The 24,282-nt window shown below is 54.7% G+C and carries 20 protein-coding genes and 3 tRNA genes; 9 read left to right on the plus strand and 14 right to left on the minus strand.

Annotated features, from left to right (window positions below):
• Positions 1-1,310: 1,310 nt before the first annotated feature.
• From amiB to nnr, 3 genes are read right to left on the minus strand one after another with little or no spacing between them, the layout of a single operon-like run.
• Complete coding sequence (gene amiB / locus H7A81_RS09980) at positions 1,311-2,948, minus strand: N-acetylmuramoyl-L-alanine amidase AmiB (RefSeq protein WP_370529947.1); 1,638 nt, start codon at positions 2,946-2,948, stop codon at positions 1,311-1,313.
• 8 nt (positions 2,949-2,956) lie between these two features.
• Positions 2,957-3,433, minus strand: coding sequence for a tRNA (adenosine(37)-N6)-threonylcarbamoyltransferase complex ATPase subunit type 1 TsaE (gene tsaE / locus H7A81_RS09985; protein WP_034829377.1), 477 nt, complete (start codon positions 3,431-3,433; stop codon positions 2,957-2,959).
• Positions 3,434-3,436: 3 nt separating this feature from the next.
• Positions 3,437-4,954, minus strand: a complete 1,518-nt coding sequence (gene nnr / locus H7A81_RS09990) for a bifunctional ADP-dependent NAD(P)H-hydrate dehydratase/NAD(P)H-hydrate epimerase (RefSeq protein ID WP_182057389.1) — start codon at positions 4,952-4,954, stop codon at positions 3,437-3,439.
• Between nnr and queG the strand changes: the two genes are divergently transcribed.
• Positions 4,953-6,092 carry a tRNA epoxyqueuosine(34) reductase QueG gene (queG, locus tag H7A81_RS09995; RefSeq protein WP_182057390.1) on the plus strand — a complete coding sequence of 380 codons (1,140 nt, stop codon included), beginning with the start codon at positions 4,953-4,955 and terminating at the stop codon, positions 6,090-6,092. The genes nnr and queG overlap by 2 nt on opposite strands.
• 435 nt (positions 6,093-6,527) lie before the next feature.
• Here queG and H7A81_RS10000 read toward each other — a convergent pair.
• The 4 genes from H7A81_RS10000 to orn form a co-directional block, all read right to left on the minus strand.
• A tRNA-Gly gene (locus H7A81_RS10000) sits at positions 6,528-6,603 on the minus strand.
• A gap of 30 nt (positions 6,604-6,633) precedes the next feature.
• Positions 6,634-6,709: transfer RNA gene (locus H7A81_RS10005), tRNA-Gly, on the minus strand.
• Between the two features lie 24 nt (positions 6,710-6,733).
• Positions 6,734-6,809: transfer RNA gene (locus H7A81_RS10010), tRNA-Gly, on the minus strand.
• A 170-nt stretch (positions 6,810-6,979) separates the two neighbouring features.
• Positions 6,980-7,528: an oligoribonuclease gene (gene orn / locus H7A81_RS10015; RefSeq protein ID WP_034829381.1), complete on the minus strand. Its 549-nt coding sequence runs from the start codon at positions 7,526-7,528 to the stop codon at positions 6,980-6,982.
• Positions 7,529-7,631: 103 nt separating this feature from the next.
• Here orn and rsgA point away from each other — a divergent pair, with 103 nt between their 5' ends.
• From rsgA to mscM, 3 genes are all read left to right on the plus strand, one after another.
• Complete coding sequence (gene rsgA / locus H7A81_RS10020; protein ID WP_034829385.1) at positions 7,632-8,678, plus strand: small ribosomal subunit biogenesis GTPase RsgA; 1,047 nt, start codon at positions 7,632-7,634, stop codon at positions 8,676-8,678.
• A 93-nt stretch (positions 8,679-8,771) separates the two neighbouring features.
• Complete coding sequence (gene asd / locus H7A81_RS10025) at positions 8,772-9,668, plus strand: archaetidylserine decarboxylase (RefSeq protein WP_034829399.1); 897 nt, start codon at positions 8,772-8,774, stop codon at positions 9,666-9,668.
• 14 nt (positions 9,669-9,682) lie between these two features.
• On the plus strand, positions 9,683-13,018 hold the full coding sequence (gene mscM / locus H7A81_RS10030; RefSeq protein ID WP_182057391.1) for a miniconductance mechanosensitive channel MscM: 3,336 nt from the start codon (positions 9,683-9,685) through the stop codon (positions 13,016-13,018).
• Positions 13,019-13,064: 46 nt separating this feature from the next.
• Here the strand turns inward: mscM and mdh are convergent, their stop codons facing one another.
• Positions 13,065-14,000: a malate dehydrogenase gene (gene mdh / locus H7A81_RS10035; protein WP_182057392.1), complete on the minus strand. Its 936-nt coding sequence runs from the start codon at positions 13,998-14,000 to the stop codon at positions 13,065-13,067.
• Between the two features lie 420 nt (positions 14,001-14,420).
• Between mdh and argR the strand changes: the two genes are divergently transcribed.
• The 4 genes from argR to yhcN (H7A81_RS10055) all read left to right on the plus strand — a co-directional run bounded on the left by argR (position 14,421) and on the right by yhcN (H7A81_RS10055) (position 16,375).
• Complete coding sequence (gene argR / locus H7A81_RS10040; RefSeq protein WP_034831131.1) at positions 14,421-14,891, plus strand: transcriptional regulator ArgR; 471 nt, start codon at positions 14,421-14,423, stop codon at positions 14,889-14,891.
• Between the two features lie 490 nt (positions 14,892-15,381).
• Positions 15,382-15,645 carry a peroxide/acid stress response protein YhcN gene (yhcN, locus tag H7A81_RS10045; protein ID WP_034831133.1) on the plus strand — a complete coding sequence of 88 codons (264 nt, stop codon included), beginning with the start codon at positions 15,382-15,384 and terminating at the stop codon, positions 15,643-15,645.
• Positions 15,646-15,735: 90 nt separating this feature from the next.
• Entirely contained in the window at positions 15,736-16,002 is a 267-nt protein-coding gene (locus H7A81_RS10050) for a YdgH/BhsA/McbA-like domain containing protein (protein ID WP_034831135.1), read from the plus strand.
• 106 nt (positions 16,003-16,108) lie between these two features.
• Positions 16,109-16,375: a peroxide/acid stress response protein YhcN gene (gene yhcN, locus H7A81_RS10055; protein WP_034831137.1), complete on the plus strand. Its 267-nt coding sequence runs from the start codon at positions 16,109-16,111 to the stop codon at positions 16,373-16,375.
• A gap of 59 nt (positions 16,376-16,434) precedes the next feature.
• Here the strand turns inward: yhcN (H7A81_RS10055) and H7A81_RS10060 are convergent, their stop codons facing one another.
• From H7A81_RS10060 to aaeX, 5 genes are all read right to left on the minus strand, one after another.
• Positions 16,435-16,704: a hypothetical protein gene (locus tag H7A81_RS10060; protein WP_034831139.1), complete on the minus strand. Its 270-nt coding sequence runs from the start codon at positions 16,702-16,704 to the stop codon at positions 16,435-16,437.
• A gap of 31 nt (positions 16,705-16,735) precedes the next feature.
• Complete coding sequence (locus H7A81_RS10065; RefSeq protein ID WP_182057393.1) at positions 16,736-18,190, minus strand: NAD-dependent succinate-semialdehyde dehydrogenase; 1,455 nt, start codon at positions 18,188-18,190, stop codon at positions 16,736-16,738.
• 111 nt (positions 18,191-18,301) lie between these two features.
• Positions 18,302-20,254, minus strand: a complete 1,953-nt coding sequence (gene aaeB, locus H7A81_RS10070; protein ID WP_058959561.1) for a p-hydroxybenzoic acid efflux pump subunit AaeB — start codon at positions 20,252-20,254, stop codon at positions 18,302-18,304.
• Between the two features lie 11 nt (positions 20,255-20,265).
• The gene (gene aaeA / locus H7A81_RS10075) at positions 20,266-21,195 is read right to left on the minus strand and encodes a p-hydroxybenzoic acid efflux pump subunit AaeA (RefSeq protein WP_058959562.1); all 930 of its coding nucleotides are present in this window, start codon (positions 21,193-21,195) and stop codon (positions 20,266-20,268) included.
• 9 nt (positions 21,196-21,204) lie between these two features.
• Positions 21,205-21,408 carry a p-hydroxybenzoic acid efflux pump operon protein AaeX gene (gene aaeX, locus H7A81_RS10080; RefSeq protein WP_021508145.1) on the minus strand — a complete coding sequence of 68 codons (204 nt, stop codon included), beginning with the start codon at positions 21,406-21,408 and terminating at the stop codon, positions 21,205-21,207.
• Positions 21,409-21,666: 258 nt separating this feature from the next.
• On the opposite strand from aaeX, the gene aaeR reads away from it, so the two are divergent.
• Entirely contained in the window at positions 21,667-22,584 is a 918-nt protein-coding gene (gene aaeR / locus H7A81_RS10085) for an HTH-type transcriptional activator AaeR (RefSeq protein WP_038644372.1), read from the plus strand.
• Positions 22,585-22,826: 242 nt separating this feature from the next.
• On the opposite strand, the gene tldD is transcribed toward aaeR, so the two are convergent.
• Positions 22,827-24,272: a metalloprotease TldD gene (tldD, locus tag H7A81_RS10090; RefSeq protein WP_182057394.1), complete on the minus strand. Its 1,446-nt coding sequence runs from the start codon at positions 24,270-24,272 to the stop codon at positions 22,827-22,829.
• Between the last annotated feature and the right edge of the window lie 10 nt (positions 24,273-24,282).

Raw genomic sequence — 24,282 nt, forward strand, 5'->3', positions numbered from 1 at the left:
TATTTTTTTTTTTAAAGCAAAGGCCGGCATACGAGTTTTCTGAATGTGACTGGAGTTCAGACGTGTCCTTTTCGGATCTGATAGACCGGCTCTTTATTCTGCCAACCCGCGTGCGTTCCCGCCGCAGCCGCACCGCTGCTGCTGGAGCTGGTGCTATTGCGTGATGGGCTCACGGGTTGCGCAAAGTGATTCGCACCCGCGGCCTGTCGGTTCTCTGGCTGCCACTTCGGTGCGGGCTCTTCCGCATGCGCGATGGGCAACTCTGCGGTACGGCTCGCCTGCAAAGCACTCATGACGCCCTGCCAGATGAAATCATGCACCAGCCGTGACTGGTGAAAACGGACTTCGTGCTTGGCGGGATGAACGTTGACATCTACCTGATGGGGATCGATCTCCAGATACAGCACATAAGCGGGCTGTTGATCTTCCCCCAACTGCGTCTGATACGCCTGCCGAATCGCATGGTTGATCAGCTTGTCACGCATCATGCGGCCATTGACGTAACAATATTGCAGATCCGTCACCTGACGTGACCCGGCGGGATCGGCCACCCATCCACGCAACGCCAAATCGTCATGCTGCCAGTCAATGCGCAGAGCATGTTGCATAAAGGGGGTGCCACAGATAGCGCCAAGACGGCGTTCACGCTGCGCTTCCTGATCCACCGCGCGATACTGGCGAATCATCTTGCCGTTGTGGGTCAGCGAAATTGCCACGTCAAAGCGCGCCAGCGCGATACGGCGAATCACTTCATCAATATGGGTAAATTCGGTCTTCTCAGTGCGCATGAACTTGCGCCGCGCCGGGGTGTTGTAAAACAGATCGAGCACTTCCAGCGACGTCCCGACAGGATGTGCTGCAGGTTTCACCGTGACATCCATATCACGTCCTTCCGCATAGGCTTGCCAGGCTTCGTGTTGATCCGCGGTGCGAGAGGTTAGCGTGAGGCGTGAAACCGAACTGATACTTGCGAGGGCTTCGCCGCGAAAACCGAGGCTCATAATCGCCTCAAGATCATCCAGCGAAGCAATTTTACTGGTGGCATGGCGAGCCAATGCCATGGCCAGTTCGGCTTTGGCGATGCCACAACCGTTATCGCGGATGCGAATCAACTTCGCGCCGCCTTTTTCGATATCAACGTCAATGCGCGTCGCGCCGGCATCAAGACTGTTTTCCACCAGCTCTTTTACGACCGATGCCGGGCGCTCAACCACTTCGCCGGCGGCAATCTGGTTCGCCAGCTGCGGCGGTAAAATCTGTATTGGCATGGTGGTGATCCTTTAAGCAGACTGGCGCCGCAGCGCCAGCAATCAGGATTGTGGAATCTTTAAGTTTTGCCCCAGCATCACGTTGCTCGACTTCATATTATTCGCCTGCATGATGGCTTTGGGGCTGACACCATAATGAGCGGCGATCCCAGTGAGTGAATCACCGCGTACCACTTTGTGTCGGGTAGGACGACTCGCAGCGGTCACGCTCAAGCCCGATTTTGCCGGGACTTTCAAACGTTGCCCGACCCACACCACATCGCGTTTCAGGCTATTGAGGTCACGCAGAGTTGCCATGCTGACACCGTATTTGGCGGCAATGCCTGACAACGTCTCACCACGCGTCACCGTATGGCGCTGCGTCGCGCCAGTGTATTGCACGGTTCCGGTTGCCGGGTTGCTGGCAACGCTAACCGCTGGTGCGCTGTCCAGCGGCCGGTTTTCCTCCTTTGGGATGGATTGCAGCGGATGCGCGAGGAAATAGTTGCGCAGTCCTTTATAGATCGACTGAGCAATTTTCTCCTGATACGCGCTGCTGCCAAGCAGCCGCTCCTCCGCCGCGTTACTGATAAAGCCAGTCTCAACCAGTAAAGAAGGGATATCCGGGGAACGCAACACGCCTAAGCTGGCATGCTCCGGTAAACGTTTGTGTAACGGCGTCACGCCGCGCAGTTGCTGCAGCACTTTCACCGCGACATCATAGCCAACGCGCTGAGAATGCCCGAATTGCAGATCCAGTACCGCCTGGCTTAAGTAAGGATCAGCCTGGCTGTTTGCCAGTAAATCACCGGCACCGCCCAGCAATTCGGACTGCTTCTCTTTCTGTTCCAGCCAGTTCGCCATTTCGTTATTGGCGCGGCGGTTTGATAACACCCAAACGGATGCGCCGGTCGCCGAATGGTTGGGTGCGGCGTCAGCGTGAATTGATACCAGCAAGTTGGCATTCTCTTTACGCGCCACCTCGGAACGGCCCATCACCGAGATAAAGTAATCACCGTTACGCGTCAGCACCGGCTTGAACATCGGGTCCTGATCCATCAGCGCTTTCAGTTTGCGCGCAATGGCAATGGTGACGTTCTTCTCGTGCAGGCCATGCTGGCCCGATGCGCCGGGATCCTGACCACCGTGGCCGGCGTCAATCGCCACAATCACCGTGTCATTGCGTGAAACGGCGCCACCCGGACGTACCGTGGTGTTGCTGCTGGTGACGGTGGTCACCGGATTGGCATTAAATGGATTCGCCGCACTCTCGCTTTGGCGAGCGGTGGTCACCGGTGCGGCAGCAGTGCTGCGTTTTGCCGGTTGCGTACCGCGAATGGTAAACACCACGCGATACTGATTGCCGTCACGTTGGGTGCTGGCACGCGTGTGTGCCGCCTGGGTCAGTTCGAACACCAAACGAATACTCTGTTTATCTTTCGGCTGGCTGCTGCGGATACGTTGGACGATATTCTCGCCGCTAAAGTTCAGCGGTAAGCCCTTAATCGCGCCACTTTGCCGAATATCCAGCACCACACGATTGGGGTTATGCAGCGGGAAGAAACCATACACGGGTTGACCATTAAAACTCAGCGTGACGGTTGCCTGACTGTCGCCGTTTTCGACTTTGATATCTGACAAGGTGGCAGATAACGCCGAAGCAGAAACGATACAGAGCGCAGCCAGCAGAATCCCTTTCATCCATGCGGTCATGCCGACTCCCTGCCTTGCTGGAACTGGGCCAGCAACGTTTCACCCACTGCAGAAACCGCGCTGATCTCCGCTTCTCGCGCCGCGTCCACGTAGCGCAGCGTCAATGCCAGATCGGGCTCGGGTAATACGCCAGCGCCCTGCTGCGGCCATTCGACCAGGCACAATGCATCCCCGCTGAAGTAATCGCGGATACCCATAAACTCCAGCTCTTCAGGATCGGCAAGGCGATAAAGATCGAAGTGATACAGCGTGCGTGAGCCGAGTTCGTAGGGCTCCACCAGCGTGTAGGTTGGGCTTTTGACATTACCCTGATGACCAAGCGCCTGCAAAAAGCCGCGGCTAAACGTGGTTTTACCGGCGCCGAGATCGCCATAAAGATAGATCACCAACGCGCTGCTGCAAACGCGGGCAAGTTGCGCACCCAGATTTAGGGTTGCCGCCTCATCGGGCAAAGGGATAACACAGGTTTTCATGCTTTATTGTTGGATCATCTCTGGATTAACAAACTGCCACAGCAGTTCGAACAAATCAGTGGCTAACATGCCGCGCGTACCGCGCTGCCGGGCAACCGCATCTGCCGCTGCACCGTGTGCGACACAGCCCGCGCAGGCTGCCTCAAGTAAAGTCAGTTTCTGGCCCAGCATGGCCGCAATGATACCGCTCAGGACATCGCCCATACCGCCGGATGCCATCCCCGCATTGCCTACATCGGCAATCGCGATGTCACCTGCCGCGCTGGCCACGATCGTGCCTGCGCCTTTCAGCACCACCACACCGCCGTAGCGTTTAGCGAGCGTTTGCGCCGCCTGTAAGCGGTCGCGCTCGACCTCACTGGTCTTCACGCCTAACAGCCGTGCGGCCTCGCCAGGATGCGGAGTAATGATGCGATTCTGACGGTAATCCGGCTTGATTGCCAGCAGGTTAAGCGCATCAGCGTCCCAAAGCATCGGCTTTTCACTGGCCGCGACTTTTTTCAGTGCCTTCTGAGCCCACTCACGTTGTCCCAGTCCGGGCCCGATAGCGATCACGTCTGCCCATTGCAGGGCCTGTTCCAGCGTTTCTTCACGTAGCACATCGACCATGAGCTCCGGCCGCGCGGTCAGAATCGGGCCGATATTATCTTCATGCGTGAGCACGCGCACAAGCCCAGCACCACTGCGCAGCGCCGCTTCCGCCGTCATTCGAATCGCCCCGGCGGTGCCAGTATCCCCTCCCACTACCACTAAACGTCCATGGTCACCTTTGTGCGAAGTGGCTTTTCTTGGTTTCAGCCAGTGCACCAGATCAGCCGCATCGTAGCGTTGAATGGGATCCGTCTCGCCTGCGAGGAAGGTGTTCAGCCCTAGCGCATCACAATGTAACCGACCCACGTGATCGCGAGCTTTACCAGTCAACAATCCCGGTTTCAGCACAATCATACTCAGGGTGACATCCGCGTTGATAGCATTGCCAGGCGTGGTGCCAGTGGCAGCATTCAATCCCGATGGGATATCTATCGCGAAGATGGGCGCGGCATGTGCATTGGCCAGATCAATCAATTCAGCGTAAGGCGCGGCTGGCGCACGATTGATGCCGGTGCCGAGCAATGCATCGATGATCACATCAATGTTTTGCGGCCATGACGCATCCGGGGCATGTATCACCCCGCCCGCCGCCAGCCAGGCTTCTTGCGCCTGTTGCGCTTCTTCCGGCAAGGGTTTATTACCGCTGCACGCCAGCAATGTGACGCGCAATCCTGCCGCCTGTGCCAGCCGCGCCACCACATAGCCATCGCCCCCGTTATTACCCTGTCCGCACAGAATCAGCCAGTGCTGCGCCTGCGGCCACTGTGCCCGAACTCGCTCATAGCTCGCCTGCCCGGCGCGCAGCATTAATTCGTACAAGGTTAAACCCAGGCTATCCGCCGCATCGCGCTCCAGTTGCCCTATCGCCTGCGCAGGCCAGACAGAGTGTGGTAAACTGCGCGGGTTTGCTTCAATTGCCTGGTTTCTCATGTCATACCCTCTCGATCTTCAACAGCTTGCCCACCAAATTAAACAGTGGGGGCGCGAACTCGGCTTTCAGCAGGTTGGTATTTGCGATACCGATCTTAGCGCTGAAGAGCCCAAATTAAAGGATTGGCTGGAGAAGCAGTATCACGGAGAGATGGACTGGATGGCGCGCCACGGCATGATGCGTGCGCGTCCGCATGAACTCCTGCCCGGCACACTGCGCGTGATCAGCGTGCGCATGAACTACCTTCCGGCCAAAGCGGCGTTTGCCAGCACCTTAAAAAATCCTCAGCTAGGCTATGTCAGCCGTTATGCGCTGGGCCGCGATTATCACAAAGTATTGCGCAATCGCCTGAAAAAGCTTGGAGAGTTGATCCAGGCACATTGTGGTGAACTCAATTTCCGCCCGTTTGTTGATTCCGCCCCCATCCTTGAACGCCCGATTGCCGCCAAAGCAGGCCTGGGCTGGACCGGCAAACACTCGCTCATTCTCAATCGCGAAGCCGGTTCCTGGTTCTTTCTCGGCGAGTTGCTGATTGATTTACCGTTGCCCGTCGATCAGCCACAGGAAGAACAGTGCGGCCGCTGCGTCGCCTGCATCACTATTTGCCCGACTTCAGCCATCGTTGAACCTTATGTGGTTGATGCGCGGCGCTGTATTTCTTATCTCACCATCGAGCTGGAAGGCGCGATACCGGAAGAATTCCGTCCGCTGATTGGTAATCGCATCTATGGATGTGACGATTGCCAGCTTATCTGTCCGTGGAATCGTTATGGTCAGTTGACCGATGAAGATGATTTCTCGCCGCGCGCGGTGCTGCACGCGCCGCCGTTGGTGGATCTCTTCAAGTGGGATGAAGCGAAATTCTTGCGAGTCACTGAAGGTTCTGCGATTCGCCGCATCGGCCACTTACGCTGGCTGAGGAATATCGCAGTGGCATTGGGCAATGCGCCCTGGGCAGAAGAAAATCTGGCGGCGTTGCAAATGCGTAGCGGTGAAAACGCCATGCTGGATGAGCATATTGACTGGGCCATCACGCAGCAATTACAGAGGCGTGCGGCACAGAGCGTGGATGTTCAGCCCGCGAAGAAACAGCGCTTAGTGCGCGCCGTCGAGAAAGGCCTGGCCCGTGATGCGTGATTGAGCAATCGCGCAGGATAAAATCCTTTTCCACACGCTGTGAATAAAATTATAAAGCCGAATAGTGACGAGGATCATTATATCGTCTACCAAGACTATTCACAGACTGAAATACCTTTAATTCATTAATAATCAACGAGTTAAATGATTACTGTAAATATTTAAGTAGAATATTGCGCGCAGGGGCTTGTCCAGAGCTTGTGGATAACTCTGTTTAAAACAGTTTTGCAGATAGGGTAAAACGCCGTCAGCACGTTGCAGGCGCATTGTGGATAACCTGTAAGATAACTGCAACAGACTACAGGCATCGTTGGTGCTAATGCGGTACGTAAAATTTCCAGAAAGAAAACCAGGCCGCATAAGATCGATAAAGACTGCAGCAGTTTTAAGTCTGATTACGCCCGAGAGCAAATAACATTAGTGAATATGAAAATCTGGAGCGGGAAACGAGACTCGAACTCGCGACCCCGACCTTGGCAAGGTCGTGCTCTACCAACTGAGCTATTCCCGCAAAGAGGTTACTACTAACTAAAACATATTTTGGAGCGGGAAACGAGACTCGAACTCGCGACCCCGACCTTGGCAAGGTCGTGCTCTACCAACTGAGCTATTCCCGCAAAGAGGTTACTGCTAACGAAGTTTGGAGCGGGAAACGAGACTCGAACTCGCGACCCCGACCTTGGCAAGGTCGTGCTCTACCAACTGAGCTATTCCCGCAAAACTTTCGCGTTACTGCTGCGCACCGTAATAAATTCTTCACCGGTACGGGGTGCGCATTATACGAGAAATCCTTTCAGTCGCAAGAGTCTAAAAGCAAAATTTTGCGCTTTCAGTGCGTTTGCTGATTTAATCAGCAACCTGATGATTTCCTGCGCACCCTTAGGCGATTAAAGCTGCAAGAAGTGTTCGCGGTAGTACGCCAACTCGGCAACGGACTCGCGGATATCATCCAGCGCCTGGTGACTGCCCGCTTTTTTGAAGCCCGGCAGGATATCGGGTTTCCAGCGACGCGCCAGTTCTTTCAGCGTGCTGACATCCAGATAACGGTAGTGGAAGTAGGCTTCCAGCTCCGGCATGTATTTGAACAGGAAGCGGCGATCCTGGCCGATGCTATTGCCGCAAATCGGAGAAGTGTTAGCCGGAACCCACTGCTTGAGAAATTCGATGGTCGCCAACTCTGCAGCACGGTCGTCGTATTGGCTGGCTTTCACACGTTCTACCAGGCCACTGTTGGTGTGCGTACGCACATTCCACTCATCCATCAATGCCAATTGCTCATCAGACTGATGCACCGCAAACACCGGGCCTTCTGCCAGGATATTCAGGTTGGCATCGGTGACGATCGTGGCGATCTCAATAATGCGATCCTGCTCCGGATCCAATCCGGTCATTTCCAGGTCGATCCAAATCAGATTATTTTCATTTCCAGCTGTCATGCGTTTCCCGCCTGTTGCCAAAGTCGTCATTACACTCGTTTCAGGTGTATCATAGACGTTTTGCCCAGCGGGGCGAAGCCTGGCGAAAGCCGTGAGAGGATGCGTGAGCAAAAATAAACTGTCGAAGGGTCAACAACGTCGCGTAAGCGCTAACCATCAGCGTCGTCTGCAGCAACGGAATGAAAAGCCGGAACCGGATGACAACCTGTTTGGAGAAGCGAGCGAAGGCGTGGTGATCAGCCGTTTCGGCATGCACGCAGATGTGGAAGATGGCGTGGGCGAAGTGCATCGCTGCAATATCCGTCGCACCATTCGCTCACTGGTCACCGGTGACCGTGTGCTGTGGCGTGCGGCGATTGGCGGCGGCAAAGGCATCGTAGAAGCAGTTCACGAACGTAAAACGGTGCTGACTCGTCCGGATTTCTATGATGGCGTCAAACCGATCGCGGCGAACATCGATCAGATCATCATTGTGTCGGCGATCCTGCCGGAGCTGTCGCTCAATATCATCGATCGTTATCTGGTGGCCAGTGAAACCCTGGGCGTTGAGCCGCTGCTGGTCCTGAACAAAACCGATCTGCTCGACGCGGAAGCCCGCGCGTTTGTGGATGAGCAGATGGATATCTATCGCAAAATTGGCTATCGCGTGTTGATGGTATCCAGCCGTGCCAAAGATGGCCTGGCGGAGCTGGAACAGGCCTTAACCGATCGCGTGAGCATTTTTGCCGGTCAATCAGGCGTGGGTAAATCCAGTTTGCTAAACAATTTGCTGGGACTGGAATTGGCGGGCGATGAGATTCTGACCAACGATGTGTCTGATAACTCCGGTCTGGGCCAACACACCACCACCGCCTCACGCCTGTATCACTTCCCGCACGGCGGCGACGTGATAGATTCTCCAGGCGTACGTGAATTCGGTTTATGGCATCTGGAGCCGGAACAAATCACCCGTGGATTTGTCGAATTTCGTGAGTTTATCGGCGGTTGCCGTTTCCGCGACTGCAAGCATGATACCGATCCCGGCTGCGCCATTCGCGAAGCGGTAGAGGAAGGAACAATCAACATCTCGCGCTTCGATAACTACCACCGGATTCTGGAGAGTATGGCGCAGGTAAAAACGCGTAAAAACTTTTCCGCCAGCGAAGATTAACGGGTACAACGGCACATTCGCCAACTGACCGGGGCGCTGCTACAATCCGCCCCCTTTTGTGTAAACCAAGCGTAATTAAGCCAGGAGGCAACGGTGTTTGATCGTTTTAAACTCGGCCTGAATCATATTCTGCCTAAAAAAGGGCTGACCGAACTTGCCGGCTGGGGCGCCAGTCGTCGCGGTGGCTGGCTGACCAAAGCGGTCATCGACATGTTTGTCTGGTACTACAAAGTGGATATGGCCGAAGCCAGCAAACCCCATACTGGTAGCTATCGCACCTTCAATGACTTCTTCGTGCGTCCGCTAAAAGAGGGTGCGCGCCCGATTGACCCTGACGCCACCCTGCTGGCGCTGCCGGCTGATGGCGCGGTGAGCCAGTTAGGCCGCATTGAAGGCGATCAGATCTTCCAGGCGAAAGGCCATTACTATTCGTTGCAGGCCTTGCTGGCCGGTAACGACGATCTGGCAGAAAAGTTCGTCGATGGTGAGTTCATCACCACCTATCTCGCACCGCGCGATTATCACCGTGTGCACATGCCCTGTAACGGTATTCTGCGCGAAATGATTTATGTGCCGGGCGATCTTTACTCCGTCAACCCGCTGACAGCACGTAACATCCCGAATCTGTTTGCACGCAATGAGCGTGTGATCTGCGTCTTCGATACCGATCATGGCCCGATGGTGCAGATCCTGGTAGGGGCAACCATTGTCGGCAGCATCGAAACCGTGTGGGCGGGCACCATTACGCCACCACGTGAAGGGGTGATTAAACGCTGGCGTTATCCTTCAGCGGATCACGACGGCGCCGTTGTGTTGTTGAAAGGTCAGGAAATGGGGCGTTTCAAACTCGGTTCGACGGTAATTAACCTGTTCGCACCGGGCCGCGTGAAGCTGGCGGAAAGTCTCGAAGCCGAGAGTAAAACCCGTCTTGGCCAACCGCTGGCGATTGCCCTGCCGCAGCCCGGCGACAGCGCCCCGCTCGCTGAATAACCGGAACCTCTCCCGTGCGCGTTCTTCTCTCCCTACTGCTGAGCCTGGTGCTCAGCAGTTCTGTATTGGCAGCCACCGTTCCCCCCGCGAGTCAGTTGAAGCAGGAACTGGATGCGGCCAAATCCGCCAAAGCCTCTCCTGCTCAAGCTGAGCAAGTTCAGGCCATTGAAGCAGCCATCAATTTCCTCACTGAGCGCGATGAATCGCTGGAGCGCGCTAAACAGTATCAGCAGGTGATTGATGATTTTCCGCGGCTGGCACGTGAACTGCGTCAGCAGATCGCCACACTGACCGACAGCAGTAAAACGGTGCGCAATAACATGAGCAGCGCCGAGCTGGATCAGGAAATCCTGCAAATCAGCAGCCAGCTACTGGAAGAAGGGCGTCAGGCGCAACAGGAGCAGGATCGCGCACGTGAGATTAGCGATTCACTTTCCCAGTTACCGCAGCAGCAAACCGATGCTCGCCGGGCGATGACCGAAAGCGATCGCCGCGCTCAGGGTTTCTCAGCGGCCGCCACGCCGCTGGCTCAGGCGCAGATTTATGCCCGCCTGGCCGAAAATGCTGCCAATAAAGCCCGTGTCGATGAGTTAGAACTGGCACAGCTCTCCGCCAATAATCGCCAGGAGCTGGCGCGTATGCGGGCGGAAGTGCATCAGCGTAAAGTGACGCAGCTGGATAACTATCTGCAATCGTTGCGCAATCAGCTGAATAATCAGCGTCAGCGAGAAGCGGAACTGGCGCTCGAACGCACCGAACAGCTGGCGGAAAACAGTGGCGATTTACCGGCTTCGATCAGCGATCAATTCCGCGTCAACCGTGAGCTATCAGCCGACCTGAATGCGCAAGCCCAACGTATGGATTTGGTCGCTTCGCAGCAACGTTTGGCCACCAACCAAACGCTACAGGTACGCCAGGCGCTCAGCACGCTGCGCGAACAATCACAATGGCTGGGCGCCTCGAATCTGCTGGGTGAAGCCTTACGTGCGCAAGTCGCCCGATTGCCGGATATGCCGAAGTCGCAGCAGATAGACAGTGAGATGGGCCAACTGCGTGTGCAACGGCTGCATTATGAAGATTTGCTGGAGCGGCAAAAGGATCTGCGCAAAGAGAAGCAGGATGACGGCACGCCGTTCACCAGTGAGCAAACCCGTATTCTTGATGCCCAGTTGAAAACCCAGCGCGAGCTGCTCAACTCACTGATCTCCGGCTGCGATACACTGATTCTGGAAATCACCAAGCTGAAGGTGTCGAACACGCAGTTGCAGGACGCCCTGGGTGAAGTGAAGGAAGCCACCCACCGTTATCTGTTCTGGACGGCGGATGTCAGCGCCATCAATTTGAAGTATCCGATTGACGTGGCGCGTGACTTAACCCGCCTGCTGTCGCTGGATACCTTAGGGCAACTCGGTAAAGCGCTGGCGATGATGTTTACCAGCAAAGAAACCGTGATGCCAATCATCTGCGCAGTGCTGTTGGTGGGCTTTAGCATCAGCTCGCGCCGTCATTACAATGCCTTTATGGCGCGTTCCGCCAGCAAAGTGGGCAAAGTGACCCAGGACCGCTTTAGCCTGACGTTGCGCACTGTGTTCTGGTCAATTCTGGTCGCCGTGCCGCTGCCGGTATTGTGGGCAGCGCTGGGCTTTGGTTTGCAGCACGCCTGGCCTTATCCGTTTGCCGTTGCGATTGGAGATGGCATCACTGCCACGCTGCCGCTGCTGTGGGCCTTTATGATCAGTGCTGCTTTTGCGCGTCATGATGGGCTATTTGTGGTGCACTTCCGCTGGCCGCAGGCGCGAGTCGCGCGTGCCATGCGTTACTACTCGCTGACGGTTGGCCTGATTGTGCCGCTGATCATGCTGCTGATTGCCTTTGCCAATCTCGACGATCCACAGTTCTCCGGCACGCTCGGTCGCCTGTGCTTCATTTTGATTTGCGGTGCGTTAAGTATTGTCACCGTCAGCCTCAAACGTGCAGGCATTCCGCTGTATCTGGATAAAGAGGGCAACGGCGACAACTTCGTTAACCGTATTCTGTGGAACCTGATGATTGCCATCCCGCTGGTAGCGGCGTTGGCTTCCTGCATCGGCTATCTGGCGACCGCGCAGGCGCTGCTGGCGCGCCTGGAAACCTCGGTAGGCATTTGGTTCTTCCTGTTGGTGATTTACCACATTATCCGCCGCTGGATGCTGATCCAACGCCGTCGCATCGCCTTTGATCGCGCCCGCCAACGCCGTGCCGATATGCTGGCGAACCGCGCGCGCAGTGAAGAAGAGAAAGAGCAACAGACTCCCGCCAACGCCGATACGATTGAGATCGATGAACCGAGCCTGGATCTGGATGAGATCAGTGCGCAGTCGTTGCGTCTGGTGCGCTCTATTCTCACGTTGATTGCGCTGGTATCGGTGATTGTACTGTGGTCAGAAATTCACTCGGCCTTTAGTTTCCTCGACAACATCCCACTGTGGGATGCCAGCACCACGGTGCAGGGCGTGGAGAGCGTGCAGCCGATTACGCTGGGCGCGGTGCTGATTGCCATCCTGGTGTTCATTATCACCACTCAGCTGGTGCGTAACATGCCTGCCCTGCTGGAACTGGCGTTGCTGCAACACATCAGCCTGTCACCTGGCACCGGTTATGCCATCACTACCCTGACCAAATACGCGCTGATGCTGATTGGCGGATTAGTCGGCTTCTCGATCATTGGCGTTGAGTGGGCAAAACTGCAGTGGCTGGTGGCGGCGTTAGGTCTGGGGTTGGGCTTTGGTATGCAGGAGATCTTTGCCAACTTTATTTCTGGTCTGATTATCTTGTTCGAAAAGCCAATTCGTATCGGCGATACCGTCACCATTCGCGATCTGACCGGCAGCATTACCCGCATCAATACCCGCGCCACCACGATTACCGATTGGGACCGTAAAGAGATCATCGTGCCTAACAAGGCCTTTATCACTGAGCAGTTCGTTAACTGGTCGTTGTCGGATTCTGTCACGCGTGTGGTGCTGACCATCCCGGCTCCGGCACACGTCAACAGTGATGAAGTCACCAACATTCTCAAGCAGGCGGCCGAGCGCTGTACCTACGTGCTGGATATGCCCGCACCGGATGTGTTCCTGGTGGATTTACAGCAAGGCATTCAGCTGTTTGAATTGCGTGTGCACGCAGCTGAGATGGGCCACCGCATGCCGCTGCGTCATGAGTTGCATCAGTTGATTCTGCGCGGCTTTGAAGAGCACGGTATTGAGATGCCGTTCCCACCATTCCAGGTGCGTATGGAAACGCTGGGACGTAAAACACCGGCCAGCAATGGCTCACCGTCCAGCCAGACCTTTAAATCTGGCGGCTTATAAATGACAACGCCCGGCAATCACCGGGCGCTGTTTTTTCTGCTGAGCGTTACTTCACAAACTCTTCGCCCTGCGCGATATCTTTCTTCAGCGTATCCAGCATCCCGTTAAGCGCCTGCTGTTCAAACGCACTCAAAGAACCCAACGGGCGACGTTCCACGATACCGTTCTTGCCAATGAGCAGCGGCTGGGAGAAGAAGCGCGCATACTCACCGTCCCCTTCAACATAAGCACATTCGACCACGTTTGCTTCGCCCTGAAGCGCACGCACCAGTGAGAGACCAAAGCGCGCAGCAGCCTGCCCCATGGATAAGGTCGCCGATCCACCACCGGCTTTCGCTTCCACCACTTCGGTGCCGGCGTTTTGAATACGCTTAGTGAGGTCAGCCACTTCCTGTTCGCTGAAGCTGATGCCTTTAACCTGCGACAGCAGCGGCAAAATTGTCACGCCTGAGTGCCCCCCCACCACCGGGACCTCGATCTCGGTGGGCTGCTTGCCTTTCAACGCTGCAACAAAGGTGTTGGCGCGGATAATGTCGAGGGTTGAGACACCAAACAGACGGTTCTTGTCATACACGCCAGCTTTCTTCAGCACTTCAGCCGCAATGGCCACCGTGGTGTTAACCGGATTAGTGATCACGCCAATCAGCGCTTTCGGCGCGGTGCTGGCAACCTGCTCGATCAGGTTACGTACAATGCCCGCGTTAACGTTAAACAGGTCGGCGCGATCCATGCCGGGTTTACGTGCCACACCCGCAGAAATCAGCACAATATCGGCTCCCTGCAGCGCAGGTGTCGCGTCTTCGCCACTAAACCCTTCCACCTTCACTGAGGTAGGAATATGGCTGAGATCAACCGCCACCCCGGGTGTGACCGGGGCGATATCATAAAGTGAGAGAACGGAACCTGCGGGTAATTGAGTTTTGAGCAGCAGTGCGAGCGCCTGGCCAATACCACCGGCGGCACCGAGAACGGCAACTTTCATCCTGAACTCCTTATGAAGGTGGGGCAGAGATATGCCGAAAATCCATCAGGTTACGAGTTTAATCAACTTCTCAGGCGATAGCGACAAACCTGTCGCGCAATAACATGACGCCGCAATCGGCTCCCGAGACATCTCCACTTCAGAAGTCGCCTGAATGATACAATCGCAGCCAGAAGACAATGGACGGCAATGATCATCGATATAGTTGTTACCACTTCAATACTATAACAACATTGCAACCTTCGCTTTGCGCGTCAGCCCGCGATTTTGGCGCAACACAAAACTCTGCTATGATGCCTGTCCGCAGTTGATTAGCGCGATTCGCTCACTACGCTTATTGCATAAAAATTCATCTAAATGCATAATAATTTATCTGCTGCTGGCCTGTTGCCTGCTGCACCCCTCTTTTATTGGTAGCTTATGCGAAACCCATCAAAACAAGACGACTTGATCAAAGCGTTCAAAGCGTTATTAAAAGAAGAAAAATTCAGCTCTCAGGGCGAAATCGTACAGGCGCTGCAGGAAGACGGCTTCGAGAACATCAATCAGTCAAAAGTTTCTCGTATGCTGACCAAGTTTGGTGCCGTACGCACCCGCAATGCCAAAATGGAAATGGTTTATTGTTTGCCAGCCGAACTTGGCGTGCCGACCACCACCAGCCCATTGAAGAATCTGGTGCTGGATATCGATTACAACGATGCCTTAGTGGTGATTCACACCAGCCCGGGTGCTGCGCAGCTGATTGCACGCCTGCTGGATTCACTGGGTAAAGCGGAAGGCATTCTCGGTACTATCGCGGGGGATGACACCATCTTTATTACCCCTGCGCGTAGCTTCTCCGTAAAACAACTGCACGATGCCGTGCTGGTTTTATTCGAACAGGAACTATAAAACCCTGGTCTTAACCGGCAGATCATCTGCCGGTAACATCCTTCCTGATGATCCGTTACCCGCCACGCTTGTTACAAAATCCTTTTTTAATAATAAGTTATCGATATAGCTGCCGGTTCTGCATCCGACGAAATATTGGTACGACCTTTTCCCCTTCTTAACCATTCGCGCTATTTTACACTGCTTTACATATTGTGCTCAGTGGTTATAGCTTCTTATGACGTATCAGCCAGCGGGATCGACCATGATCTTTCGCACGAAAAGATAATTTGATGCAGATCATTGTTTTTACGAATAAATAACAGCCAATGGTTAAGAATCAACCGGTTTTAATAACTTGCAGTTCTAAAAAGGTGCCATAAGGATAAAGAATAACAACCAAACATTATTAGCCAGATATTAATTTCATGGGTGATTAGATCTATACTTGTTTTCGTGATGCAAATCACACGAAAGAAAAAGATAAAAACAGAAGACGAGGAAAAATACCATGAACGTTAAAACTACTATCGCAACCCTGAGTGTTCTATCTGCCCTGTCATTTGGTGCTTTTGCAGCAGATTCTATCAATGCCCAACAAGCAGCGAATCTGCAACCTGCCGGCACCATCAGTGTGAGCGGCGTGGGCGGTTCTCCGATGGATATCCATGAACAGCTGAATGCCAAAGCCGATCAGGAAGGCGCTAAAGCCTACCGTGTGATCGAAGCAAATACCGGCGACAGCTATCACGCCACCGCTGAACTTTATAAATAAGTTTGCTGAACAAGACACAGTGTGAACGGCCACCCGTTTGAGACGCATTTGCCTCTCAGGTTGCCAAACCCCATTTCAGGAGAGTGAATCATGAAAACCAAATTAGCTATCGCCATCGTAGGTCTGGCTTCCGTATTGTCCTTCGGTGCCAGTGCCGCCAGCCTGGTTTCTAACGAACAAGCCGAGCAACTGCAACCGTTGAATCAAACCATCAGCGTGAGCGGTGTTGACGGTGACCAGACCAACGTCCGTCAGGAACTGTCGCAGAAAGCCGATGCACAGGGTGCCAGCCATTACCGCATCATTGAGAATAATCGTGGCGACACCTTCCACGTGACTGCAGAACTGTACAAATAAGACTACATCGAACGTCGGGCGCCTGAACGGCGCCAGACAATTGATCGACGACCCGCCTCACCCACCTTTTGCCGCAGGTTGTTGATTACAACGAGGAGAAAAAATCATGAAAATCAAAGCAACCATCGCAGCCGCCAGCCTTCTTTCCCTGTTTGCCTTCGGTGCATCAGCCGCCCAACTGGTAACGGATGAGCAGGCGCAAAATCTGCAACCTACCGGCAGCACTATCACCATCAGCGGTACCGGCGGTTCGCCAATGGATTACCGTGCTGAGCTTTCTCAGAAAGCCGATGCACAAGGTGCCAGTGCTTATAAAGTGATTGAAGCGAAAACCGGCGACAGCTATCACGTGACCGCCGAGCTGTATAAATAATTCCTCGTCAATTCTGACGAACCCTTTGGCCCCGCTCGCCGGGGCCCTTTTTCGGCTTGTCACTTCACATTAAAGCGGAGCTGGCCTTCCAGCTCCTCTTCTGCTTCATCAAACAGCAGGATTAATGCGCCATACCGGCGTTTCTGCCCTGTCCCCAGATTCACAAACTCAATTTCCAGCGGCAATGGCAACTGCTCCCCAAGTATCGCATCCCAGAGATCGTCAAGATCGCTGATGGCCAGATCCGCCAGCGCAAAACGATCGCTGAACTGGCGATAGAAATGGGCTTGATCGACGATTTCGTCAAAATCAAAACGCTCGGTTCTCATCGTGATTCCCTCTTGCAGGCAGGGCCGCCCGTCAGGCAAGCCCACCAATATGCAGCGCTTTCACTTCCAGGTACTCTTCCATTCCCAACACCGATCCTTCACGTCCCAAACCGGACTCTTTTACACCGCCAAACGGTGCCAGTTCAGTGGATACGGCACACTCATTAATGCCAATCATCCCGGCCTCCAGCGCCGCCGAGACGCGGAACACCCGTTGCAGATTTTGCGTGTAGAAATAGGCGGCTAATCCGTATTCCGTGTTATTGGCGCGCTGAATGACATCGGCTTCATCATCAAAGCGGAAGCAGGCGGCGACCGGACCAAAGGTCTCTTCCTGGGCCAGCTTCATCCCCTCATGCGCCTCGGCAATCACCGTCGGCTGCCAGAAGTTGCCCCCCAGCGGATGACGCTCGCCGCCAATCAGCAACTTACCGCCTTTGCTCAGCGCATCCTTTACGTGCTCTTCCACTTTATCCAGCGCCGAGCGCTCGATCAGCGGGCCGACAATCACGCCTTCCTCTACGCCATTACCCACTTTCAGCTTGCCCACGGCATCGGCCAGTTGATTGACGAAACGATCGTAGACCGCGTTGTGTACATAAAAGCGGTTAACGCTGACACAGACCTGGCCCGCATTGCGGAATTTGTTAGCAATCGCGCCCTGTACCGCCTCATCAATATCCGCATCCTCAAACACGATATAAGGCGCATTGCCACCCAGCTCCATCGAGACTTTCTTCATAGTGTCCGCGGCGTTGCGCATCAGCGTTTTGCCCACGGCGGTTGAACCGGTGAACGAGATTTTACGCACCGCGGGACTCGACATAATGGCGTCGCTAATGGCATGGGTATCGCCCGCCACCGCATTCAATACGCCGTCGGGTACGCCCGCTTCCTGCGCCAGCGCGACTAACGCAAACGCGCACAGCGGCGTATTGTTCGCCGGTTTGATGATGCCGGTGCAGCCTGCTGCCAGCGCCGGGCCCAGTTTGCGTGTCAGCATCGCCATTGGGAAATTCCACGGCGTAATAGCCGCCACCACACCAATTGGCTCACGTGTTGCCAGAATGCGCGAACCCGGTTTCGCCGGCGGGATGATTTCGCCGTTGGCACGTTTAGCTTGCTCGGCAAACCATTGAATAAAGCTGGCGGCGTACTCGACTTCGCCTTCGGCTTCTTTCAGGGGTTTGCCCTGCTCGGCGGTCATCAGTTGCCCGAGCCAGCTTTTGTTCTCAATGATCAGTTGATACCAGCGATTAAGAATCTCCGCACGCTGTTTCGCGGTTTTATCACGCCATGCCGGAAAAGCCTGCTGAGCGGCAGCGATGGCCCGCTCGGTTTCCGCCTTACCCGCGCGTGCGACTTTTGCCAGCACTTCGCCGGTTGCCGGATTAGTGACGTCAAAGGTGGCACTGGCGTTGTGCCACTGGCCCGCAGCGAAATAGCCGGTTTTGAACAGCGCGTGTTGTTGTAGAGAGGTGGACATTATTCTTCTCCTGCTAGTTTGCATCCTGTCAGGAAAGTATAGATGCCAATATCATCGGGTTTTGTGTCAGCGTGGGATCAAAAAGGCCGCTGCAACGTGCAGCGGCCGATTTCAGATTTGGATGAGGGTGTTTTGGTATTTATCCAGCATCAACGAGAGCCGTTTCACCGGTTCGGTAACGCTCTCCGGTGCCGAATAGTGATGGAGCTTTTCCTGATAAATCTCCAGTTCCTTCAATAAACGCTCAAAGTAGTAGCGCCGCTTGTCATCGCTGGTGGCTGAAATCACGCGATCGGCGGTGTATCGCAACTGACGGTGATAAGCCGAAAGCTCCGCGTTAACCGGAACTTCAGCATTACGCAGTCGCTGATGACCGATAATCAGCGTCAGCGCGATGCGGTATTTGTCGATATCGCCGGGGAACAGATTGAGCAGCAGGAACAGCTGCTGATAGAGCGCGGGCAGATGATTCTCGCGACGGCGCGCCTGATTAGTAGTCAAGGCCGCCACAGCCGCATACATAAAGCGATTCAACAATTTACGGCCGGTACGTGCTTTGGATTTATCGCGAATCAGCAGAATCACCATCATCGCCACAAAGCTGCCGATCCACTGGCCCAACGCATTATCGAGGAAGACGTTGAACTCGAACTTCATCGGATTATCCAGCACCAGCACATTGATGGTGCCAATCAACGCACCTAACGTACCAATCTGGCGTCGTTGCACGAAGATACCGCCGATAAACCCGAGTGCGCCAATCGCGATACACAACAACAACGCGCTTTGCTGGGTAGCTGGCAGGATATAGATGAAGTAGAGCATGCCGAGCGGTACGGCGAAGGCCATACCGTAGAAGAAGTCTTTCGCCATCATCAACGGATTCGGCATGCGCATCGCCAGCGCGGTGATGACGGCCAGCATCACCATACAGCCACTGCCCGAAGTCCAGCCGGTATAGAGCCAAAACAGGGAGCCGAGCGCGGTCGCCACAAAGGTACGCACGCCGTTGATCATCGCATGATGGGTTTCCGCCGAACGTGCCTGAATCACCACTTCGCGCTGCAGGATACTCTCTTCCAGCGTGGTAATGCGGCTGTTACTGCGCACACCATTAATCAGCAGCAGATACTCTGTTGCTGCGCCGACCCAACTTGCCACCGTCATCGGCACATTTTTGTTGCTGACGCTGATCAAACGACGCATCACCTTCATACGCTTATGCACGTCATCGACGTTATGGACGTCTTTCTCAATCAGCAGGCGATACTGCGTCGGAATATAATCCGGACGAGCGTTTTGAATCAGGAAGGTTTCAGCGGCTTGCGTAATTAACGTCAGCGACAGCGTATTCAGCATCTGTAAGCGGCGGCTGGTATTTTTCCAGCGCGAAGATTCCATCAGCAATTGGCTGCGCATGCCGTTGAGTGCCGTGGTGCGACGTACCAGCGCGCTCCAGGTGCGATCCACCTCGTCTTTATCCGCGTGGGCGACACACAGCTGCAGCAGTTTGTAATGCGCCACCAGCAGCGAATCGACTTCTGCATCAATCACTTTTTTGATCGAGCGCGGCGAAAACAGCATATCCGCAAGAATCGCACACAGAATCCCAATGACGATTTCACTGCAACGCTCAACGGCAAACTGGGGTGCCAGCGTTAAACCGCCACTGGCATCGGCAGTAATCACGATTATCAGTGCAGTGTAACCCGCCAGTCCCAATGCGTAAGAGTTCTCGACCTTAATCAGCGAAGAGAGCCAGACGCACATCCCCGCCCATAAACAGCACAGCAGCAGCATCACCACCGGTGCACGCACCGTGGCGATCATGATAGTGAGGGCGGCAATACAGCCAATAAATGTACCAATGATGCGCAGAATGCCGCGATAGCGCAGTGCGCCAGAATAGGGATCGCCCCCCGCAGCAAAGGCGGTACCACCGGCGACAATGCCGGCGGTCATCACCGCCCAACGCGGCGTTTCCAGATTAAAGTGAAAGCCAATCATCAGCGCTGCAACCAGCGCAAATGTCAGCTTCACCGGGAAACGCAAAAACTCAATCATAACGCCCTCGCTTAACCAAACTCGCGCAGGCGGTTAAAGAACTGCGTCAACGGCGAGACTTTGGTCTGGCGATCTTTATCACCGGTGATCACTACCGTGGCGGTAGTGCCCGCCGGGAAGCGGTTGCCCGGTTGATCGTCAAGACGAATACGCACCGGTACGCGCTGTGCCAGTCGTACCCATTCGAGGTTGGAATCGATGGTCGCCATACCTTTGCTGTCCACGCTGCTGCTGCTGTTGGTCACGCCCGCCGCGATGCTGTCCACCGTGCCGCGCAATACGGTATTACTGCCCAGCGGGGTGATTTCAGCGCGGAAGCCCGGACGCACGCCATCAAGCTTGGTCTCTTCCATATAAGCCAGCACATAGAATGAGTGCTGCTGTACCAATGCCACGGCAACGGAACCACGGGTGATGAACTCGCCCTGATAAACGTTCAGGTTAGTGACCCAGCCATCTGAAGGCGCTTTGATGGTGGTGCGATCCAGGTCGATCACCGCCAGATCGCGCGTTGCCACCGATTTTGCCAGCTGATGTTCGCTGGTTTGCAGATCGTTATTAGCCTGGTCGATGGCTTCACGCGACATGGCACTGGTGCCGAGTTGATTACGGCGCGCCGCTTCACGACGCTTTTCATTGACTAATGCCTGGTAATATTCGACATCCGCCTGGGCTTCATCCAGCGCTTTCTGGTAGCGCGGGCGATCCACGACAAACAGCGTATCCCCCTGTTTCACCAGCTGGTTGTCGTGCACCGGCACGTCAGTGATAAGGCCGGTCACGTCCGGCGAGATCGCCACCACATCAGCGGAGAATTTGGCGTCACGCGTCCAGGGCGATTCGGTGTAGAACACCCAGGCGCGGAAGATGATCACGATTGCGATGATAACCAGCAGGATAGTAATCGCGTAACGCGCGATTTTTCTTATGAGCGCTTTCACTTAAAAACCTCAGACGAATAGACGGGATACAAGGTAAAACACGCAGCAATACAACGCTGTGTTAAAAAGTGCCGGATGCCACACCAGGTCATAAATTCCGCTGGGCGTCAGCACGCGTTTCACCAGCCAGAACAGCGCCAGAGAAACCAGTAGTTCAATGAAGATGGGCGGAAAACTCAGCCCGAATACGACAAATACCGGAAGCACACTCATTACGGTTCCTTAGTTCGACCTTGCCGGATTGCACCGATACCTGCCCTCATGCCGCATGGCACGTCGGGTTGAGAATCAGGGGATGATTGGGAGACTGATGGCAACATTCAGGCCGCGTTGAGCTAATGATAGCGTATCATCGTGTAAACACAGCCGTGTTAAGGTGCGGTGAACAGACCCAGCGTGCGTATAGTAACGCGCATGACTATACGTTTTCTACATATTGTGAGCTAAATCACTTTTTAGCCAGAGTAAACAATGGAACGACTTAAAGGCATGTCCATTTTCGCCAAAGTGGTTGAATTAGGTTCTTTTACCGCCGCGGCACGTCAGCTTCATCTTAGCGTTTCGTCAATCAGCCAAATTGTCGCCAAACTGGAAGATGAGTTGCAGGTCAAATTGTTAAATCGCAGCACCCGCAGTATTGGTCTGACCGAAGCAGGTAAGATCTACTATCAGGGCTGCCGCCGCATGCTGGCTGAAGCGTCTCAGGTGCACGAACAGCTTTATGCCTTTAATAATACGCCGATCGGTATTCTGCGTATCGGCTGCTCTTCCACCATGGCGCAAAACGTGTTGTCTGCAATGACCAGCGATATGCTACGTGAATATCCTGGTCTGAGCGTCAATCTGGTTACAGGCATTCCCGCGCCAGATTTGATCGCTAACGGCTTGGATCTCGTAGTCCGCGTAGGCGCGTTGCAAGATTCAAACCTGTTCTCACGCCGACTGGGCGCGATGCCGATGGTGGTCTGTGCCGCAAAAAGTTATCTGGCACAGCATGGTACGCCAGACAAACCGGGTGAAATCGATAATTTTTCATGGCTGGAGTACAGCGTACGCCCGGATAACACCTTTGAACTGGTCGCGCCGGAAGGGTTGGTGACGCGGCTGACGCCACAAGGGCGCTTCGTGACTAATGATTCACAGACGCTGATTCGCTGGCTGAAAGCCGGTTGCGGCATCGCCTATGTCCCCCTGATGTGGGTGATTGATGAGATTAACGCCGGGGAGATCGATATTCTGTTCCCGCAATATCACTCAGAACCGCGTCCGGTGTATGCGCTCTATACCGAGAAAGACAAGATGCCGTTGAAGGTGCAGGTATGTATCGATTATCTGACCGAGTACTTTAAGCAGGTGGCGCAACAGTATCAGCAGCATCGTAAGAGTTAACGGTCTGGGCGCCATACAGGGTGTCCCTTCGATGCGCGAAACGACTATTTGTAAGGTGCGCCATAGGGAAACTCAGACTGTTCGATAATCTATAGAGTCCGCCATGCGAACATCAACTTACGGTCATTCGTAGAGGCCGCCGTGGAATCATCAGACTCCACGGCCATTCGAAATGGTGCGTCATGGGGACATCAGACTTTACTGTCATTCGTCAGGTGCGCATTGATGCGCACCAGCAATGATTATGCAGTTCCGCCGACGGTGATTTTATCCAGCTTCAGGGTTGGCTGGCCGACGCCAACCGGCACACTCTGCCCCTCTTTACCGCACACGCCAACGCCTTTATCCAGCGCCAGATCGTTACCAACCATTGAGATCTGCTGCATTGCTTCAATACCCGAACCAATCAGCGTTGCACCTTTCACCGGCGTGGTGACTTTGCCGTTTTCAATCAGATAGGCTTCTGAGGTTGAGAAGACAAACTTGCCGGAGGTGATATCTACCTGACCACCACCAAAGTTTGGTGCATAAATCCCGTACTCAACGCTGGAAATGATGTCCTGCGGCGTGGATTTACCCGCCAGCATATAGGTGTTGGTCATACGTGGCATCGGCAGATGCGCATAGGATTCACGACGCCCGTTACCGGTTGGCGGTACGCCCATCAGACGCGCATTGAGCTTGTCCTGCATGTAGCCTTTGAGCACACCGTTTTCGATCAGGACGTTATACTGGCCTGGCACGCCTTCGTCATCCACTGCCAGTGAGCCGCGCAGCCCTTCGATGGTGCCATCGTCAACCACGGTGCAGAGTTCAGAGGCCACCAGTTGCCCCATTTTTCCGCTGAAGACCGAAGTTTCACGACGATTGAAATCGCCTTCCAGACCATGACCGACTGCTTCATGCAGCAGCACGCCCGGCCAGCCAGCGCCCAATACCACCGGCAAGGTGCCCGCAGGCGCGGCCACGGCAGAGAGGTTCACCAGCGCCAGACGCACCGCTTCACGCGCCCATGCATCGGCACGTACATCACCGTTTTCATCGGCATAGAAGAACTCATAACCGGTACGCGCGCCGCCGCCGCTGGAGCCGCGTTCACGTTTACCCTGATCTTCCACCTGCACGCTGATCGACAGACGCACCAGTGGGCGGATATCCGCAGCCAGCGTACCATCGGTCGCCGCCACCAGCACCTGCTCGTACACGCCAGTCAGGCTGGCATTGACTTCCTGCACGCGCGGATCGGCCGCACGTGCCACGGTATCAACACGATGCAGCAGTGCAATTTTGTCTTCGCGCGTCAGGCTGTCCAGCGGATTCACCGGCGCATATAGCGAACGGTTGATCACAGCTGAAAGTGTATGCGCTTTGCCATTGCCCTGCTCACGCACAATACTGCGCGCGGCTTCAGAAGACTGGCGCAGGGCGTTCAGGGTGATTTGGTCTGCGTAAGCGAAACCGGTTTTCTCACCACTGATAGCACGCACACCGACACCCTGGTCGATGTGGTAAGAACCATCTTTAATGATTTTGTCTTCCAGCACCCAGGATTCATGGAAACTGGACTGGAAATAGAGATCGGCATAATCCAGACGACGTTCTGAAAGCTGCCCTAACAGGGAATAAAGGTCCTGCTGATTAATGCTGTTCGCAGCTAGTAACTGCTCACTTACCAGATTCAGAGTCATCGTTTCTCAC

The organism is Pantoea sp. ME81 (assembly GCF_903970985.1).
GTDB lineage: Bacteria > Pseudomonadota > Gammaproteobacteria > Enterobacterales > Enterobacteriaceae > Pantoea > Pantoea communis.

Coding starts and splice junctions, on each gene's coding strand:
- amiB (WP_370529947.1), bottom strand. CDS start 2,948: ATGAAAGGGATTCTGCTGGCTGCGCTCTGTATCGTTTCTGCTTCGGCG.
- tsaE (WP_034829377.1), bottom strand. CDS start 3,433: ATGAAAACCTGTGTTATCCCTTTGCCCGATGAGGCGGCAACCCTAAAT.
- queG (WP_182057390.1), top strand. CDS start 4,953: ATGTCATACCCTCTCGATCTTCAACAGCTTGCCCACCAAATTAAACAG.
- nnr (WP_182057389.1), bottom strand. CDS start 4,954: ATGAGAAACCAGGCAATTGAAGCAAACCCGCGCAGTTTACCACACTCT.
- orn (WP_034829381.1), bottom strand. CDS start 7,528: ATGACAGCTGGAAATGAAAATAATCTGATTTGGATCGACCTGGAAATG.
- mdh (WP_182057392.1), bottom strand. CDS start 14,000: ATGAAAGTTGCCGTTCTCGGTGCCGCCGGTGGTATTGGCCAGGCGCTC.
- argR (WP_034831131.1), top strand. CDS start 14,421: ATGCGAAACCCATCAAAACAAGACGACTTGATCAAAGCGTTCAAAGCG.
- yhcN (WP_034831133.1), top strand. CDS start 15,382: ATGAACGTTAAAACTACTATCGCAACCCTGAGTGTTCTATCTGCCCTG.
- H7A81_RS10050 (WP_034831135.1), top strand. CDS start 15,736: ATGAAAACCAAATTAGCTATCGCCATCGTAGGTCTGGCTTCCGTATTG.
- yhcN (WP_034831137.1), top strand. CDS start 16,109: ATGAAAATCAAAGCAACCATCGCAGCCGCCAGCCTTCTTTCCCTGTTT.
- H7A81_RS10060 (WP_034831139.1), bottom strand. CDS start 16,704: ATGAGAACCGAGCGTTTTGATTTTGACGAAATCGTCGATCAAGCCCAT.
- H7A81_RS10065 (WP_182057393.1), bottom strand. CDS start 18,190: ATGTCCACCTCTCTACAACAACACGCGCTGTTCAAAACCGGCTATTTC.
- aaeB (WP_058959561.1), bottom strand. CDS start 20,254: ATGATTGAGTTTTTGCGTTTCCCGGTGAAGCTGACATTTGCGCTGGTT.
- aaeX (WP_021508145.1), bottom strand. CDS start 21,408: ATGAGTGTGCTTCCGGTATTTGTCGTATTCGGGCTGAGTTTTCCGCCC.
- aaeR (WP_038644372.1), top strand. CDS start 21,667: ATGGAACGACTTAAAGGCATGTCCATTTTCGCCAAAGTGGTTGAATTA.
- tldD (WP_182057394.1), bottom strand. CDS start 24,272: ATGACTCTGAATCTGGTAAGTGAGCAGTTACTAGCTGCGAACAGCATT.